The organism is Nocardia inohanensis NBRC 100128 (assembly GCF_001612945.1).
GTDB lineage: Bacteria > Actinomycetota > Actinomycetes > Mycobacteriales > Mycobacteriaceae > Nocardia > Nocardia inohanensis.
Genome location: NZ_BDBK01000005.1, coordinates 128,738 through 146,647, shown reverse-complemented (window position 1 = coordinate 146,647; position 17,910 = coordinate 128,738). Strand labels below are relative to the sequence as shown.

Genomic DNA, 17,910 nt, shown 5'->3' with positions numbered 1-17,910 from the left:
GAGGTACTGTCCACGCGCGGGGTGTCGCTAAGGTGTTTGCGCCCTGCGCAATCCGCCGGTCTCGACTTCGGGAGGGACAATGCTCGCCGATTCCCAGGGCGTGGTGCAAGACGCTTCGTTCGAAATGTCCCGAGCGCAAATGGAATTGTGGCTCGCGGATGGATTTCGAGCTCGTGCGCTACCGGGGCAGGCGCATTATCTCGAGTTACGGGGCGACCTGGACGCGGAGTTGTTCGACGCCGCTTCACATCGGGCGTTCGAGGAGTTCGGGGTGGGGCGGCTGCGAATCGGGCTGCGCGAGGGGCGGCCCCGTCAATGGATGGCGGGCGATATCGGCGGCGGCCTGGAGCGGGTGGACTTCTCGGCGGAGCCGGATCCGCGCGGCGCGGCACTGGAGTGGATGGACCGGCGGCATCGGGTCGCCATCGATCTGGTGGACGCCCCGCTATGGGCAGCAGCTTTGCTGCGGGTCGCAGCGGGACACCATATTTGGTACGCGCAGATGCATCACGTCGCCATCGACGGGTACGGCGGGCTGGGACTGATCGTCCGGATCGGCGAGTGGTACGAGGCGCTGCTGCGCGGTGCGCAGCCGCCGGCGTTCCGGGGCTTGACGCCCGCGCAGATCCAGGCGGCGGACGCGGAGTACCGCGGGTCGGCGCGGTTCCTCGCTGATCAGGAGTACTGGCGGGAACGCTTCGCGGGCTGGACCGCGCCGGGTGCGGTCGCCCATCGCATTCGGCGGGACGGCGAAGTGGAGCCGATGGCCCTGCGCGCCGCCGGTGCCCTGAGCGCCGGGCAGTGGAATGCGTTGGCGGAATTGGCCGTCGAATGCGCGGCCAGTCCGGCGCAGGTGCTGGTGGCGGCGATCGGCGCGTTCCGCGCGGGCATGACGGGGGAATTGGATCCGACGGTGCTGCTGGCCGCCTCGGCGCGCACCACCGCGGCCCTGAAGAAATCCGGCGGAATGCTGGCGAACGTGCTGCCGATTCGATTGCGCTGCGCGGGCGGGGTGACGGTGCGCGAACTGATCGGGGCGGCGGCGCGGGAGACCACCGGCGGGCTGCGGCATCAGCGCTATCGGTTCGAGGATATCCGGCGGGATTTGGGCGTGGGCGCGGATCGCGTGCTGGGGCCGAGCGTGAATTTGATGTTCTTCGATCGGACCAGCCGGTTCGGCGCGGCGGTCGGCGAATATCGCATCCTGTCCTCGGGTTCGGTGGCTGACGTGCATTTCAATCTGTATCGGGCGGGCGCGGAGGAGGGGCTCTCGGTCGATCTGCTCGGGAACCCGGAGAAGTACGGGCAGGGCGATGTCGATTTGCAGTTGGAACGATTCTTGCAATTCATCGGCAACTTCATTGCGGCGGGCGCGGATACGGCGGTGGGCCGGATCGGACTGACCGGCCCGGCCGAGCGGGAACGCGGCTCGGCGCAGACGGGCGATATCGAGGAGCGAGCCGGTGTGCTGCTGCCGGACCTGCTCGCCGCGGCCGTGCGGCGGGACGCCTCGGCGATCGCGGTGGTGTGCGGGGAGAAGTCCTTGACCTACGGCGAACTGGACACCCTCTCGAACCGCTTGGCGCGCAAGCTGTCCGGGCACGGCATCGGACCCGAGGACACCGTGGCGGTGGTATCGCGCCGTGGCATCGAATGGCTGGTCGCGCTCTGGGGCGTGGCCAAAGCCGGTGCGGCCTATCTGCCGGTCGACCCCGAGAATCCGGTGGCGCGCACGGCCGCGATGCTGGACGAGGCCCGCGTCCGGTTCGGAATCCTCACCGCCGCTGCGGTTTCCGGGCCCGAGCAGCAGCCGGGACGCGAATGGCTGCTCCTCGATGATCCGGATGGGGTGCTCGCCGCATACGACGGCACCGCACCGGCCGACGCCGACCGGACTCGCCCACTGCGCCCGCAGCATCCCGCCTACGTCATCTACACCTCCGGCTCGACCGGCGCTCCCAAGGGCGTCATGGTGACGCACACCGGGTTGGCGAATCTACTTGCCGCACAAGCGGAGCACTTCCCGGCAGCGCCCGGCTCGCGCGTGCTGTGCGCGGCCACGCCCAGCTTCGACGCCTCGCTGTGGGAGCTCCTGCTCGCCACCTCCGGCGGCGCGGCCCTGATCATCGTCCCCGGCGATGCCTACGCGGGTCCGCGCCTGTCCGACCTGATCCGCCGTGAACAGGTGACCCACGCCTTCCTCACCCCCGCCGTGCTGGCGGGCACCGATCCCTCCGGACTGCGCAGCCTGCAATACCTTTCGACCGGCGGCGAAGCCTGCCCGCCGGCCGTCGCCGAATCGTGGGCGCCCGGCCGCACCCTGGTGAACGCGTACGGCCCCACCGAAACCACCGTCATCGCCGAACTCGGCCGCCTCTTCGCCGACCGCCCGGTGACGCTCGGCGCGGAAGTGCCAGGCCTGCGCTGCCACCTGCTCGACCCGTGGCTGCGGCCGGTCCCGGACGGCGTGGTCGGCGAGCTCTACCTGGGCGGTCCCGCCTTGGCGCGCGGCTATCTCGGCCGCCCCGGGCTCACCGCCGCCCGTTTCCTCGCCGACCCGTTCGGCGCACCCGGCGAACGCCGCTACCGCACCGGGGATCTCGCCGTCCGTAATGCGAACGGCGACTTGGAATTCCGCGGCCGCGCCGACTCGCAGGTCAAGCTGCGGGGTCTGCGCATCGAACTCGGCGAGATCGAATCGGTGCTCGCCGATTATCCCGGCATCGCCCAGGTGGTCGTGATCGTTCGCGACGACGGTCCGGGTCAGCGCCTGGTCGCGTACGCCGTGCCCGAGCCCAATACGCTGCTGTCGGTTCGCGAACTGGAAGAGGCTTCGGCGCAACGACTTCCGGTCTACATGCGGCCGGTGATCGTCCTGCTGGACCGGCTGCCGGTCACCGCCAGCGGCAAGGTGGATCGGGCCGCGCTGCCCGCCCCCGTGGTGGCGGCGACCGTGCACCGGGCCCCGGAGACCGCCGCCGAGCGGGTGGTGGCCGGGGCGTTCGCGCAGGTCCTCGGCCGGGAATCGGAGCCGCTCGGCCTGGATGACGACTTCTTCGCACTGGGCGGGGATTCGCTGTCCGCGGCCCTGGTCGTCGCGCGGGTCGGCGCCGAGCTCGGGGTGAGCGCGGGGGTGCGGGATCTGTTCGAGGCGAGCACGGTGGCCGGACTGGCGGCGCGGGTCGGGGCCCGCGATCTGCTGACGGAACGTCCACGCCCGGAGCCACGCCTGCGGCCCGAGCGGATGCCGTTATCGGGTGCACAGCAACGGCTTTGGATGTTGAATCGGCTGGAACCGGAGTCGCCGGCCTACAACATGCTGCTCGGATTGCGCCTGCACGGCGACCTGGACCGGACGGCCATGACCGCCGCATTGACCGATGTGGTGGGGCGGCACGAATCATTACGCACCGCGTTCCCAGAGCTGGACGGCATTGCCTGCCAGCGTGTTTCGCCCACCGACGCGGTGATCACGGGTCTGTCGGCGGAGCCGGTCGACGCGGCCGGCATGGACCGGGCGCTGGCGGAATTCGGATCCACCGGCTTCGACCTCGCGGCCGCGCCGCCCTTGCGCGTGCGGCTGTTCGCGGTGACGAGCGACAGCGGCGCGGTGGATCATCACCTGCTCGCCGTGCTGGTTCACCATGTGATCGCCGACGGCTTCTCGCAGGCCCCGTTCGCGCGCGATCTGGCGACGGCCTACGCCGCCCGGGTGCGCAGCACGGTCCCGGATTGGCCGCCGCTGCCGGTGCAGTACGCCGACTACACGTTGTGGCAGCGCGAATTGCTGGGCGCCGCGGACGATCCGGATTCTGTGCTGTCACAAGAGCTTTCCTACTGGTCCGAGCGGTTGTCGGGCCTGCCGGTCGAATCCGGCCTGCCGCCGCATCGCCCGCGTCCGGCGGTGCGCACCCGCCGCGCGGACCGAGTGCGGGAAGTCGTACCGGACCGGACGGCCCGCCGCCTGCACGAGGTGGCGCGGCGGCACGGCGCGACCCTGTTCATGGTCCTGCACGCCGGGCTGGTGGCGGTGCTGGGCCGCCTCTCCGGCGGCCGCGATATCGCCCTCGGCACGCCGGTGGCCGGGCGCGGCGATGCCCGGCTCGACGATCTGATCGGCATGTTCGTCAACACCCTCGTACTGCGCGTGAAAACCGATGCGGCGGAGTCCTTCACCGAACTGCTCGCCCGCGTCCGCGATATCGACCTCGCGGCCTTCGCGCACGACGAGGTCCCGTTCGATCGCGTCGTCGAACAGCTCGACCCGCCGCGCTCGCCCACCCGGACGCCGCTGTTCCAGGTCATGCTGTCCCTGCGCAATCTCGCCCGCGCCGATTTCGAACTCCCCGGCCTGCGCGCCGAACCCGTGGAACTGCCGCTGCCGGTCGCCAAATTCGATCTCGAATTCACCTTCGCAGAAACCGATTCCGGCCTGACGGTCACCGTCGACTACGCCACCGATCTCTTCGACCGCTCGGCGATCGAGGCCGTTGCCGAACGCCTGCTGCTCGTTCTGGACCGGATCGGTCAGCAACCGGAGACGCCGGTCGGTGAGATCGATGTGCTCACCGTGGACGAACGGCGACTACTGCGGCAATGGAACGAAACCAGTCACGCGGCACCGGCTACCTTGCCGCACTTGCTGACTCGTGCCGCCGCCTACGATCCGGACCTCACCGCCTTGGTGGGTGAGCACACGGCACTGACCTACCGTGAACTCGGTGCGCGCGTGAACCGACTGGCACGAGCGCTGATTCGAATGGGCATCGGCCCCGAGGACGTGGTCGTCGTCGGCCTGCCGCGTTCGGTGGAGTGGGTGACCGCGGTGTGCGCCGTCGCGCAGGCGGGCGCGGCCTTCCTGCCGGTGGATCCGAACGCACCCGCCGAACGCATCACCGCCATGCTCGCGGATTCCGGTGCGGTCCTGGGTATTTCCGGGCCGAGCCGGCAGCCGGCACTGCCCGGTGAGTTCCGCTGGCTGGATGTCGCCACGGGCGTGCCGATCGAGGGGAACGCACCGCTCGCCGCAGGCCGGGAGGCGTTCACGGTCGGCGCGAGCGAGGATTGCTCGGACGCGAGTCCGATCACCGACGCGGAAAGGGTGCGCCCGCTGCGGCTGTCGCACCCGGCGTACGTCATCTACACGTCCGGGTCCACCGGAATCCCCAAGGGCGTCACCATCACTCACGCGGGTCTGGCCAATATGCTGGTGACCCAGGCGCAGCGGTGCGACGCCGAACCGGGTACCCGGGTACTGGCCGTCGCCGCGCCCGGGTTCGACGCGTCCATCTGGGAGCTGCTGCTGGCGCTGGGCGGCGGCGCGACCCTGGTCATCGCACCATCCACCGCGTACGCGGGCGCGGAATTGCAGGATCTGCTGATCCGCGAACGCGTCACCCACGCGATGCTGACCCCGCGTGTACTGGCCACCCTCCCGGACCCCGGCAACCTTCCCGACCTGCGCCTGCTGGCCAGCGCGGGCGAGTCCTGCCCGGCCGAACTGGCCGGAACCTGGTCCGCCGACCGCTGTTTCGTCAACGTCTACGGCCCCACCGAAGTCACCATCTGCGCCACCACCAGCCTCCCCATACCCCCGTCCGGCCCGACCCCGACGGTCCCGATCGGCGGCCCCGTGGTCGGCGCCCGCTGCTACGTCCTCGACGACCGCCTGCGCCCGGTCCCCCCGGGCGTGCGCGGCGAGGTCTACGTGGCCGGCCCCGGACTAGCCCGCGGCTACCACCGCCGAGCCGGGCTCACGTCCGCCAGGTTCGTAGCCGACCCCTTCGAAGCCCCCGGTGAACGCATGTACCGCACCGGCGATCTCGGCTCCTGGCGCTCCGACGGCGAACTCGAGTACCACGGCCGCACCGACTTCCAGGTCAAGGTACGCGGCGTCCGCATCGAACTCGCCGAGATCGAAGCGGCGCTGACCGCACACCCCGACGTCGCCGACGCGGTCGTCATCCTCCGCCATCCCGATTCAGCCGCAACGTATTCGGCCGCAACCGGCACCCCGCCCTCCGCGCCCGCCCGCCAGCCCGATTCGCCGGCCGAACCGACCGCACCTCCGCTGCCTGCCTCGAGGGCGCGGTGGTGTGTGGAGGACGAGTCGCCCGTGCCGTTGCTGCCTGCCTCTAGCGCGCAGTGGTTGCCGCAGAACGATTCGCCCGTGCCGTTGCTGCCTGCCTCTAGCGCGCAGTGGTTGCCGGAGAACGATTCGCCCGCACCTCCGCTGCCTGCGTCCAGGGCGCAGTGGTGTGCGGAGGACGGGTCGGCGGAGTCTTTGCTGCTTGCCTCGAGGGCGCGGTGGTGTGCGGAGGACGGGTCGGCCGTGTCTTTGCTGCCTGCGTCCAGGGCGCAATGGTGTGCCGAGGGCGAGTCGGCGGAGTCTTTGCTGCTTGCCTCGAGGTCGCGGTGGTGTGCGGAGGACGGGTCGGCCGTGTCTTTGCTGCCTGCGACCAGGGCGCAATGGTGTGCGGAGGACGAATCGACCGAGCCTTTGCTGCCTGTCTCGAGGGCGCGGTGGTGTGCGGAGGACGAATCGACTGAGTCTTTGCTGCCTGGCTCTAGGGCAGAGCGGTGTGCGGACGGCGGCTCGGCGGTGGAGCCGCTGCCTGCCGTCGAGACGAAGCCGCAGTCGGAGCCGGAACTGGCCGCGTATCTGGTGCCCGTGGCCGGGCGCCGGGTGGATGTGCGGGCGGTGCGGACGGCTATCGCGCGGCGGTTGCCCAGCCAGTATCTGCCGGCGTCGATCACCGTGCTGGAGCGCTTCCCGCTCACCTCGACCGGCAAGATCGACCGGGGTGCGCTGCCCGCGCCGGATCGCGTGCGGACCGGTTCCCGGCCGCCGGGCAATCCGGTGGAATCCGCGGTGGCGCGGGTGTTCTCGCAGGTCCTGGAGGTCGAACCGGTCGGCGCGGATGACGACTTCTTCGCGTTGGGCGGTCATTCGCTGAGTGCGACCCGGGTGGTCGCGCGGCTGCGGGGTGAACTCGCGGAGCTCGAGCTGCGCGCCGAGGTGCGGCTGCGCGACATCTTCGAACATCCGGTCGTGAGCGACCTGGCGGAATGCCTGGCGTCCGCGACTCGCGGTGCGGCACGGAATCCCGTGCGGCCCAGCGTCGCCGAACCGGCTGAGCGGGCACCGCTGTCCTGCGCGCAACACGGGATCTGGCTGCTCGATCGCGCCGGCACGGCGGCGGCATACCACATTCTGCTGGCCGTGAAGCTCACCGGTGAACTGGATTCCGATGCCCTGTCGGCGGCCGTCACCGATGTGCTGGAGCGGCACGAAGCCCTGCGCACCTACTTCCCGGAACACGACGGCATCCCGTACCAGGCGCTCGCACCGGCGGAGAGCGTGCGCTGGGAGGTGCGCATAGTTCCCGAAGACCGCCTCGAACAGTCGCTCACCGACTTCGAGCGCGAGCCCTTCGATCTGGCCACCGCGCCCCCGATTCGCCTGCGGCTGTGCGAGATCGGGCCACGGTGCCGGGTGCTGGCCGTGGCCGTGCATCACGTGAACGCCGACGGCTTCTCCCTGAGCGTGCTCACCCGCGATCTGGCCGCCGCCTACCGGGCCCGGTCGACCGGCAACGCCCCGGCGTGGCCCGAGCTGACCACACGGTACGCGGATTACGCGATGGCGCAGCACGCCCGGCTCGGCGCGGCCACCGATCCCGGCTCGACGCTGAATCGTGAACTGGCGCACTGGGTGCGCGTGCTGGCGGGCGCACCGGCCGAACTGCCGCTCCCGTTCGATCGGCCCCGGCCCGCCGTCCCCCGGTATCAGGGCGGAACGGTGGAAAGCGCACTGCCACAGGACATCACCATCAGCCTGCGTAAGCTCGCCCGCCGGCACCACGCCTCGCTGTTCATGGTGCTGCACTCGGCCTTGGCGGTACTGCTCGCCCGGCTGGGGCGCACCGGCGACGTGGTCATCGGCGCGCCCACCGCGGGCCGGGACGCCCCCGGGCTCGAGGATCTGGTCGGCATGTTCGTGAACGCGGTCGCCCTGCGTGTCCCGGTCGATGCCGAAACTTCCTTCGCCGACCTGCTCGACCGGGTTCGCGAGATCGACGTGGACGCGTTCGCGCACGCGCACGTGCCGTTCGAACGGGTCGTCGATGCCCTCGGAGCAGCCCGGGCAGCCAATCGCCATCCGGTATTCCAGGTGGTACTCGGCTACCGCAACTACGCCCCCGCTGCTCTGGCGCTGCCCGGCCTCACCGTCGAAGAGGTGCGCCGCACCGCCGCCACCGTGCGTTTCGATCTCGAATTCGATATCGCCGAAACCGATTCCGGACTGGCGCTGGCCCTGCACTACGACACCGATCTGTTCCACCCCGGTACCGCGCAAGCCCTGCTGGAGCGTCTGGCGCGCGTCCTGACGCAGGTGGCCGCCGACCCGTCGCGCCCGAACGGCGCCCTGGATCTGCTCGCCCCCGGTGAACGCCGGACCGTGCTGGAGACCTGGAACCGCACCGGCAACACGCCCCCGATCCTGTTGCCCGACTTCTTCACCCGCGCCGCCGATCGCGCCCCCGAGGCGCCGGCGCTGGTGTCCGGCACCCGCACCGTGACCTATCGAGAACTCGATGAACGCTCGAACCGTTTGGCGCACTGGATGATCCGCTGGGGAGTCGGCCCCGAACAGGTGGTGGCGGTGGCCATGCGCCGTGGCATCGATTGGGTGACCGCGGTCTGGGCGGTGGCCAAGACCGGTGCTGCCTACCTGCCCATCAACCCGGGCCTGCCGCCGCAGCGGATGGCCGCGATGCGGGCGGACGCCGATGCCGTACTCGGCCTCACCACCGTCGAATCCGGTATGTCACAGTCGGATTGGATCGCGGTGGATGCCCTGGATGTGCGCGCCGAGCTATCGGAGTGCCCGTCCACCCCGATCGCCGATCCCGAACGCACCTCCCCACTGCGACTGTCGGGCACCGCCTACCTCATCTACACCTCGGGCTCCACCGGCACTCCCAAAGCCGTCGCCGTAACGCACGAGGGCCTGGCCAACCTGGTCGCCGCGCAGCTCGAACACTGCACACCGCAGCGTGATTCGCGCATCCTGCAACTGGCTTCCCCCGGCTTCGACGCCGCACTGTGGGAACTGCTCTGGGCGGCGAGCGCCTCCGCCACCTTGGTCATCGCGAGCCCCGACGTCTACGCCGGCCCCGAACTTTCGGACCTGCTGCACCGCGAACGCATCACCCACGCCTTCATCACCCCCGCCGTGCTGGCCGGTCTCGACCCGGCCGTCGCGCAGCCGCAAGTCCTGGTCACCGGCGGCGAAGTGGTGCCGCCCGCGCTCGCCACGAAATGGTCGTCCCCCGACCGCAAACTCCTGATCGCCTACGGCCCCACCGAAACCGCGATCATCTCCCACCTGAGCCTCCCCTTCCGCCCCGGTCACCCCCTCACCATCGGCACCCCCGCCACCGGCGTGCGCTCCTACGTCCTGGATCACCGCCTGGCACCCGTACCGCCCGGCGCCCCCGGCGAGCTCTATATCGCGGGCCTCGGCGTCGCCCGCGGCTACCATGGCCACCCGGGTCTGACCGCCACCCGCTTCCTTCCCGACCCTCACTCCTCGCACCCGTCCCGCATGTACCGCACCGGCGACCTGGTCCGGCACCGGCCCGGCGGCGCGCTGGAATTCCTGGGCCGCACCGATTCCCAGGTCAAGATCCGCGGCCAGCGTCTCGAGCTCGGCGAGATCGAAGCGGCCCTGACCGACCTCCCCGGCATCTCCCAAGCCGTCGCGGTGCTCCGCGCCGACACCGCCGGCGACGCCCGCATCATCGCCTACCTGGTGGCGGACCGGGCGCCCGATCGCCGTGCGGTCACGCTGGATGTGGCCCGGGTGCGTGCGGCAGTCGCGCGCCGGCTGCCCGACTACATGGTCCCGGCGGTGTTCATGGTGTGTGAGCAGCTGCCGCTCACCGGAAACGGCAAGGTCGATCGGTCCGCACTGCCGGAGCCGCAGGTGATCGCCCAGCCGTTCCGAGCGCCCGGAACGGCCGCGGAACGGCTGGTGGCGGGAGTGTTCGCCGAGGTGCTCGAGATCGAACGGGTCGGCGCCGACGACGACTTCTTCCAGCTCGGCGGCAACTCGTTGAGCGCGATGCGAGTGGCCGCCCGGCTGGGCGCGGCGGCGGGCAGCCGGGTCCCCGTGCGCGAAGTATTCGACGCGCCAACCGTTTCCGAACTCGCCTTCCGCCTCTCCGCGGGCACCCGGTCGTTCGGTTCGCGCCCGTTGCTGACAGCGCGCACCCGCCCCGCCGAAATCCCGCTCTCCTTCGCCCAGCAGCGCCTTTGGCTGCTCAACCGTCTCGACCCGGATTCATCGGCCTACAACATCCCGCTGGTGTTGCGCCTCACCGGTGAAATAGACGTCCCGGCAATGGAATCGGCACTGCATGCCGTGATCGCCCGCCACGAGGCGCTGCGCACCTACTACCCCGAGGTCGATGGCGTAGGCCGCCAGCTGGTCCTGCCCGTCGCCGGGGCCGACCCCGCCACCGATGCGCGCGTGGGTGACCGGGTGGGCGGTGCGGCCGAGGGCTCCGGGCTCCGGTCGAATTCCATGTCGGTACTCGAGCTGCGGGTGGTGGATGGTGAGCGGGTAGCTCGCGAGCTCGCGGAGTTCTGTGCGTCGCCGTTCGATCTGACGGCGGCGGTACCGGTGCGGGCGGCGTTGTTCACATTGGGGACGACTGTGGATGAATCGCGAGAGTGGCTGCTGGCGCTCGTGATTCATCACGCGAACGCCGACGGCTATTCGCTCACCCCGCTGGCGCGGGATTTCGCGGCGGCTTACGCGGCCGCGCGGGCCGGGCAGGCGTGGCGACCGGCGGCACTGCCGGTGCAGTACGCGGACTACGCGATCTGGCAGCGGGAGGTGCTGGGGTCGGCTACGGATCCGGGGTCCGAGCTGAACCGGCAGCTGAGTTATTGGCGTGCGGCGCTGGCGGATTCGCCCGCAGAACTGGGCCTGCCGCTGGATCGGCCGCGACCGGCGGTCGCCTCGCATCGCGGCGCCATGGTCACGGCCACCGTCCCCGATGTCACGGTGGAGCGGCTGCGCGAACTCGCGCGCGAGGAAGACGCTTCGCTGTTCATGGCGCTGCACGCGGGGCTCGCGGTGCTGCTGGCCGCGTGGAGCGGGAACTCCGATATCGCGGTGGGGACGCCGGTCGCCGGGCGCGGCGAGGCGGCATTGGACGATGTGGTGGGAATGTTCGTGAACACCCTGGCGCTGCGGGTGAAAATGCGGGCGGGGGAGCGGTTCTCGGGTCTGCTGGCGCGGGTGCGCGATGCCGATCTGGCGGCGTTCACGCATGCCGAGCTGCCGTTCGAGCAGGTGGTGGAGGCGATCGATCCGCCGCGTTCGCGGGCTCGGCACCCGCTGTTCCAGGTGCTGCTGGCCTTCCAGAACCTGGATCCGGTCGCGGTCGAACTGCCGGGGCTGCGGGCCGAACCGGTGACGCTCGATTCGGACACCTCGCGCTTCGACCTCGAATTCGTCATCTCTCCGGCCGGTTCCGGCCTGACGGTCTCCGTGCAGTACGCCACCGAACTCTTCGACCGCGAGACGATCTCGGCGCTCGTGCACCGATATGTGCGCGTCCTGGACGGCCTGGCCACCGAGCCCGACGCCCCCATCGCCAGGCTCGCGATGCTGTCCGACACCGAATACGCCCGGATGGTGCGGGATTGGAACAACACCGGCGCGGCCCCCGCCGACCTGCTGCTGCCCGCCCTGCTCGCGGCCGCCGTCCACCGGGCCCCCGCCGCCGAGGCCGTGCGCTGCGGCGACTACAGCTTCACCTACGCCGAACTCGACGAGCAGGCCGCCCGCGTCGCCCGCTGGCTCAACGCGGCCGGCATCGGCCCGGAAGACGTGGTGGCGCTGGGCATGTCGCGCTCGCTGCCGTGGGTGGTGGCGTGCTGGGGCGTGGCGCGTTCGGGCGCGGCCCTGCTCCCGGTCGACCCCGCCTTCCCACCCGCCCGCATCACCGAACTGATCGCGGGCACCGGCGCACAGGTCGTCGTCACCACCGCCGCCGAATACCCGGCCTTCGCCGCGCTACCCGCCATCGACGTGCTGGTGCTCGGCGATGACGGGACCAGCGTCCTACCCTCCGCGCAGCCGGCCATCGGCCCCGAAACCCACTCCGCGCAGGGCTCGGTAGCAGGGAACGACGCCGATTCCGGTGCGGGTGTCTTGCGGGGCGAGGCCGCTGCTGGTGCGGGGTGCGTTGCCGATTCGGGCACGGGTGTCTCGTGGGGCGAGGCCGCTGCTGGTGCGGGGTGCGTTGCCGATTCGGGCACGGGTGTCTCGTGGGGCGAGGCCGCTGCTGGTGCGGGGTGCGTTGCCGATTCGGGCACGGGTGTCTTGCGGGGCGACGTCGCCGCTGGTGCGGGGTGCGCTGCCGATTCCGGCGAGGGTGACTTGCGGGGCGACGCCGCACCTGATGCGGGGTGCGCTGCGGATTCCGGCGAGGGTGACTTGCGGGGCGACGCCGCACCTGGTGCAGGGTGTGCTGCGGATTCCGGCGTGGGTGCTCCATTGTGCGATGCCGATTCCGGCATGGGTGGGCAACGTTGCGATGCGAGTGCCGGTGTGGGCGCGGGACGCTGCGACGCGGAGAGTACGGGCAGCGCCGTAACCGGTCGGTGCTGTGCCGGGCACCCGGTTCGCCCGCGTATCGGCAATGCCGCCTACATCATTCACACCTCCGGCTCGACCGGTACGCCGAAAGCGGTAGTGGTCACCCACGCTGGACTGGCGAATATGGTTGCGACGCAAGCACACAGCGTCGGCGCGACCCCGGATTCGCGGATATTGTGCGTGGCCGCACCCAGTTTCGATGTCTCGATCTGGGAGCTGGCGCTGGCGGCGAGCGCGGCGGCGACACTGGTGGTCGCACCGCCCGGTGCTTATGCCGGTCCGGCGCTGGTGGAACTCCTGCGCCGGGAACGGGTTACGCATGCGTTCGTGACGCCCGCCGTGCTGGCCTGTACCGAACCCGAGCGATTGCCGGATCTGCAAGTGGTGGTGACCGGCGGTGAGTCCTGCCCGGCGGCGGTGGCCGCGACCTGGGGCCGGGATCGGCGGCTGTTGAACGCCTACGGTCCGACCGAGGCGACGGTGATCACGCATGTGAGCGGCGCGCTGGCGGGCGGGCAGCCGGTCACCATCGGCGGACCGGCGGTGGGTATCCGCTGCTATGTCCTGGATTCCAGCCTGCGACCCGCGCCGGTGGGCGTGGTGGGCGAGCTGTATCTCGGCGGTGCCGGTTTGGCGCGGGGGTACCGCGGCCGCCCGGACGCCACCGCCGTCCGATTCATCGCCGATCCGTTCGGCGGCCCGGGTGAAAGGCTCTACCGCACCGGCGATCTGGTGTCGTGGACCCGAACCGGAGAGGTGATCTACCGGGGCCGCGCGGACTTCCAGGTCAAGGTGCGCGGTGTGCGCGTGGAGCTCGGTGAGATCGAGGCCGCGGTGGCGGCGGCACCCGGGGTCGCGCACGTCGTCGCCGTCAGCTCGACCGCGGCGAGCGATACCACGCTGGTCGCCTACGTGGTGCCGGAGCCCGGCGGCAGCCTCGATCCCGAACTGGTGACCGCCACTGCCGCGCAACGACTTCCGGAGTACCTGCTCCCGGCGATCGTGGTGCTGGACCACCTGCCGATGCTGGTGAACGGCAAGGTCGACCGCGCCGCGCTGCCCGCCCCGATGCCGGTCCGCCGCCGCTATCGCGTCCCCGCGTCCCCGGCCGAGCAGCGGGTCGCCGCGGCGTTCGCCGAGATCCTCCAGGTCGAGAGGGTGGGTCGTGACGACGACTTCTTCAGCCTGGGCGGCAATTCGCTGAGTGCGGCGCGGGTGATGTCGCGACTCGGCGGCGTCGCCCTCCGTGAGCTGTTCGAAACCCCGACGGTGGCGGGGCTGGCCGCACGGCTGGACGCTCCCGGCCACGCACGCGCCGTCGAAATCGACTCTCCCGCACCGCGAAACGAGTCGTTCGAAGTGGTGCTCCCACTGCGCGCCGGGACGGCCGGCACCCTGTTCTGCATTCACCCGGGCGGCGGTATGGCCTGGCCGTACGCGGGCCTGCTCGCCCATCTCGACCCCGAGGTATCCCTGTACGGCATTCAAGACCCCTGGGTCGTGCGCGGCGAAACCCCCTGTGCCACAGTGCCCGACTACGCCGCCCGCTACATCGCGGAGATCCGCCGCCGCCAACCCGACGGCCCGTACCGGCTGCTGGGCTGGTCACTGGGCGGCCGCATCGCCCATGAGATAGCGCTCCAACTCCGTTCCACCGGCGCGGAAGTGGCGTTGCTCGCCCTCATGGACGCGGCCGCCGACGACGGCACGGAGACGACGGCGACGGACGGCGAAACCGACGCCGCCTGGCAGGAGCTGCGCGCCTTGATCGACCCCACCGCATTCCCACCCGATCTGGTCGAACGCGCGACGGCCGCGCTCACCCGCCCGGTACCCGGCGCACCGAGCGGCGTATTCGACGGTGACCTGCTGCATTTCACCGCCACCCGCGCCGCCGCACCGGACCGCTGCCCGGCCGACACCTGGATTCCGCATCTCACCGGCAAGGTGATCGACATTCCCGTCGATGCCACGCATATCGGTATGGCGCAACCGGATCCGATCGCCCATATCGGTGCGGAGCTGCGGCAGCGATGGCACGGGTGAGCGCTTCCCGGCTGCCCGAGGCGATCCGTGTGGCCGGCGCGTCCTACCTCGGGCCGGTCACAGCCCCGGCACGGTGAGGAAGACGGCTGCCGTGCTGTCCTGGCGGAAGTAGGTGTCCTGCGGGGGATTCCGGTAGGCGCCGACGCCGGAGTCGGGCAGCCAGGTGTAGTCGGCCAGCCGCAGCGACAGTGGTCCGGCGGGCACCACCAGCTCCACTTCGACGCCTTCCTTGCCGGGGGCGAAGAACCGGAAGCCTTGTGCCGGGGGCGTTTCGATCCGGCGGTCGGCTACGCGCAGGCTTTTCGGCGCGGCGTTCCACAGCAGGTCGATGCGGGTCGCATCGCGAGTGGAGCGCAAACGCAGCCGCACGGTGCGAGTCCCGGAATCGGTTCTATCCGACATTATTTCGGCCACGGGTGCCGAAAGTGCCTGCACCGGTGCGGGTCCGCTGGCTATCGCCTTCTTCCACAGGTCGGAATAGGGTGCGCCGGGCTCGGTATCGCCCACGAATTCCCGTGTCCACGGATCGGGGACGAGGTTGGAGATCCAACGCGCCTCCTTCTTGTCCGCGTCCAGTGCGTACACCAATTGCGAAGTGCGCGGATGGGTATCGTCCACCCGATCCACCACCAGCCCGGCGGCGGTGAGCGCGACGGCGAGCACCAGCGCGGTCAGCGGAATCGTCCAGCCGCGCCGGTCCGGCCAGGTGTGGGTGAGCGTGAGCAGCAGCAGCCCGCCCAGCAGCACGACGAACGGGGCGGTCAGGAACGGCGCGGCCGTGAGCCCGGCTTGCAGGCTCGTCCACCCGTTGCCGCCGAGGAAGACCGCCGCCGGAATCAGGAAGACGGTGAGCATCGGCAGCCGCCAGCGCTCCGGTGTCAGGAACGTGATCGCGACACCGAGCGCCGCCGCTGTCGCAGGCACCACCACGATTTGCGACGCGCCCGGCGCCAGCGCGGCCACGACCGCACCGGTCGTCACCGCCGCGCACAACATCCCGACGCCCGCCCCCGTCGCTCCGAATAACTTGCGCGCCGGCGCGTACCAGCCGAGCAGCGTCGCCGCACCCAGCACCAGTACCGCGGCCTGGAAACAGCCCGGCCGGAACGGATCCACCGGCATGGCCGCGTAGGCCGGCCGGATCTGCTGCACCAGCAGCCACCAGCCCCAGGTCGACGCCACCGCGACCACGACCGCCAGCAAAGCCGTCGCCGCCGCGCCGATCACCCGCCACACCCCGGTCTCACCGGAGCGCTTCACCTGCCACACCACCCAGATCGCGGCCAGGAACCCCACCACCGCGCACGCGATCATCACCCACAGCGGCACCACCACCAGCACCCCGAAAGGCAGTACGAAATAGGCGCGCTCGGACTCGTCGGCAGTGTCGGCAGCGAGATCGCGCTCCCCGAACTCCTTGATCTGCGCCAGGGTGTTGTCACCCATGGCTTGCAGCGTCGCCGGATTCACGTGCGCCGGATCATCGAGCCGGCTGTGATAGTAGGCGCTCTTTCCGGCGAAAGCCCAGTCCAGCACCCGCAATCCGTGCGGTTCGAAGGAGGCGAAGTCGGTATTGCTGGAGGTCTCCGCACCGGCCAGCGCGGTGGTCAGCGAATCGGTGTTCGGATGCGGAACCGCCCCCGAGACCGCCCGCACCAGCGACCCATCGGGCGCGGTGATCCGCCACAGCAGCGGCGGCCCACCCGCACCACGCGCCTCCAGATTGATCACCACATTGTGCGGGTCGTAACCCCCGGCGGCGACGAAGGCTTCGGACCCGAAGAGCCCCGGCTCCTCGGCGTCCGACAGCAGCACCACCAGATTATTGCGAAGCCCGGTCTCGCCGGCCCGCAATGCCCGCACCGACTCCAGAATCGAGGCGACGCCCGCGCCGTCGTCATTGGCGCCCGGCGCGGAAGGCACCGAATCATAGTGCGCCACAACGTAGACGGTCCCGCTCGGCGCGGTCCCCTGCACCGTGGCGACGATATTCTCGACCCGCCCGCCCCCGAGTACGTCCTCACCGAACGACTGCGGCCACAACCCGACTCCCGCCCGAATCTCGGTGCGCAACCCCAGCTTCCGCAGCTCGCCCGCGAGATAGTCACGCACCCGGTCATGTTCGGGTGTGCCGACCGCATGCGGCCGTTTCGCGATCTCCTCGATCACCCTGATCGCCCGCCCGGCACTGAACTCTCCCGCAGGCGCGGACGCGTCCCTGTGACCGTGCGGTTCTATCTCCCACGCTGCCGCGAACCCCACAACGAGCAGTAGAACGAACGCCAGCAATCCGGAAATCCCTCGACCCACCCGCATCCTTCGATACTAGGCAGGCCGAGCGGGATTCCGGCGACGCTCATGCCTGCTGGGTCGGCAGCACGATGACCTGACGCAGGTTGACATGCGCGGGACGGCTGGTCGTGTACGCGATGAGATCGGCGATATCGTCCGCGCGCAAGGCATCGAGCGCACTGAACATCCCGTCCAACTGCCCACTCAGCTCCGGATTGTCGATGTGCGAACCCAACTCGGTATCGGTCAGCCCCGGCTCGATATTGGTAACCCGCACCTTCCGCGGCCCCAACTCCGTCCGCAACGTCGCCGACAACTGCGTAATAGCCGCCTGCGTAGCGCCATACACCGAGTAGTCCGGAAACGGCAGGTGCGCCCCGATAGACGAAATATTCACCAGATCCGCGGCCCGCCCCGCATCAGCGGCCGCCAGCAGATCCGGAACGAACGCCCGAATAATGCGCAGCCGCCCCGCCACATTGGTGTCCAGCATCCGCACCCACTCGTCCTCCCGCCCCGCCACAATCGGATTCGGCAGCATCACCCCCGCCGAGTTCACGACCAGATCCACCGCCCCGAACCCTTCACGCACCCGCTCAGCCGCCGCCGTCACACTCCCGCTATCGGTCACATCCACCGAAACCGCCAGCGCCACACCACCATCGGCCTCGATTTTCCCCGCCAGCGCCTCCAGCCGCTCTGCCCGCCGAGCCAGCAACGCCACCCGCGCCCCATTCGCAGCCAACAGCCGAGCCGTAGCCTCACCCATCCCACTGGCAGCCCCAGCGACAACCGCGGTACGCCCAGCCAAATTCTCGTAGCTCATCGTTCTCTCCTCGCTCTGCGCTCTTGCTGCTACCCATCCTGTGACGGCCGCAAGAGCCCAGCGAGGG

The 17,910-nt window shown here is 70.4% G+C and carries 3 protein-coding genes; 1 reads left to right on the top strand and 2 read right to left on the bottom strand.

Annotated features, from left to right (window positions below; translation table 11 throughout):
* Positions 1-79 precede the first annotated feature (79 nt).
* Entirely contained in the window at positions 80-14,725 is a 14,646-nt protein-coding gene (locus NI1_RS13855; protein WP_067819606.1) for a non-ribosomal peptide synthetase, read from the top strand.
* A gap of 57 nt (positions 14,726-14,782) precedes the next feature.
* Here the strand turns inward: NI1_RS13855 and NI1_RS39855 are convergent, their stop codons facing one another.
* The gene (locus tag NI1_RS39855) at positions 14,783-17,041 is read right to left on the bottom strand and encodes a M28 family peptidase (RefSeq protein ID WP_084523157.1); all 2,259 of its coding nucleotides are present in this window, start codon (positions 17,039-17,041) and stop codon (positions 14,783-14,785) included.
* A gap of 40 nt (positions 17,042-17,081) precedes the next feature.
* Positions 17,082-17,843: an SDR family oxidoreductase gene (locus NI1_RS13845; RefSeq protein WP_067819596.1), complete on the bottom strand. Its 762-nt coding sequence runs from the start codon at positions 17,841-17,843 to the stop codon at positions 17,082-17,084.
* Positions 17,844-17,910: the final 67 nt, after the last annotated feature.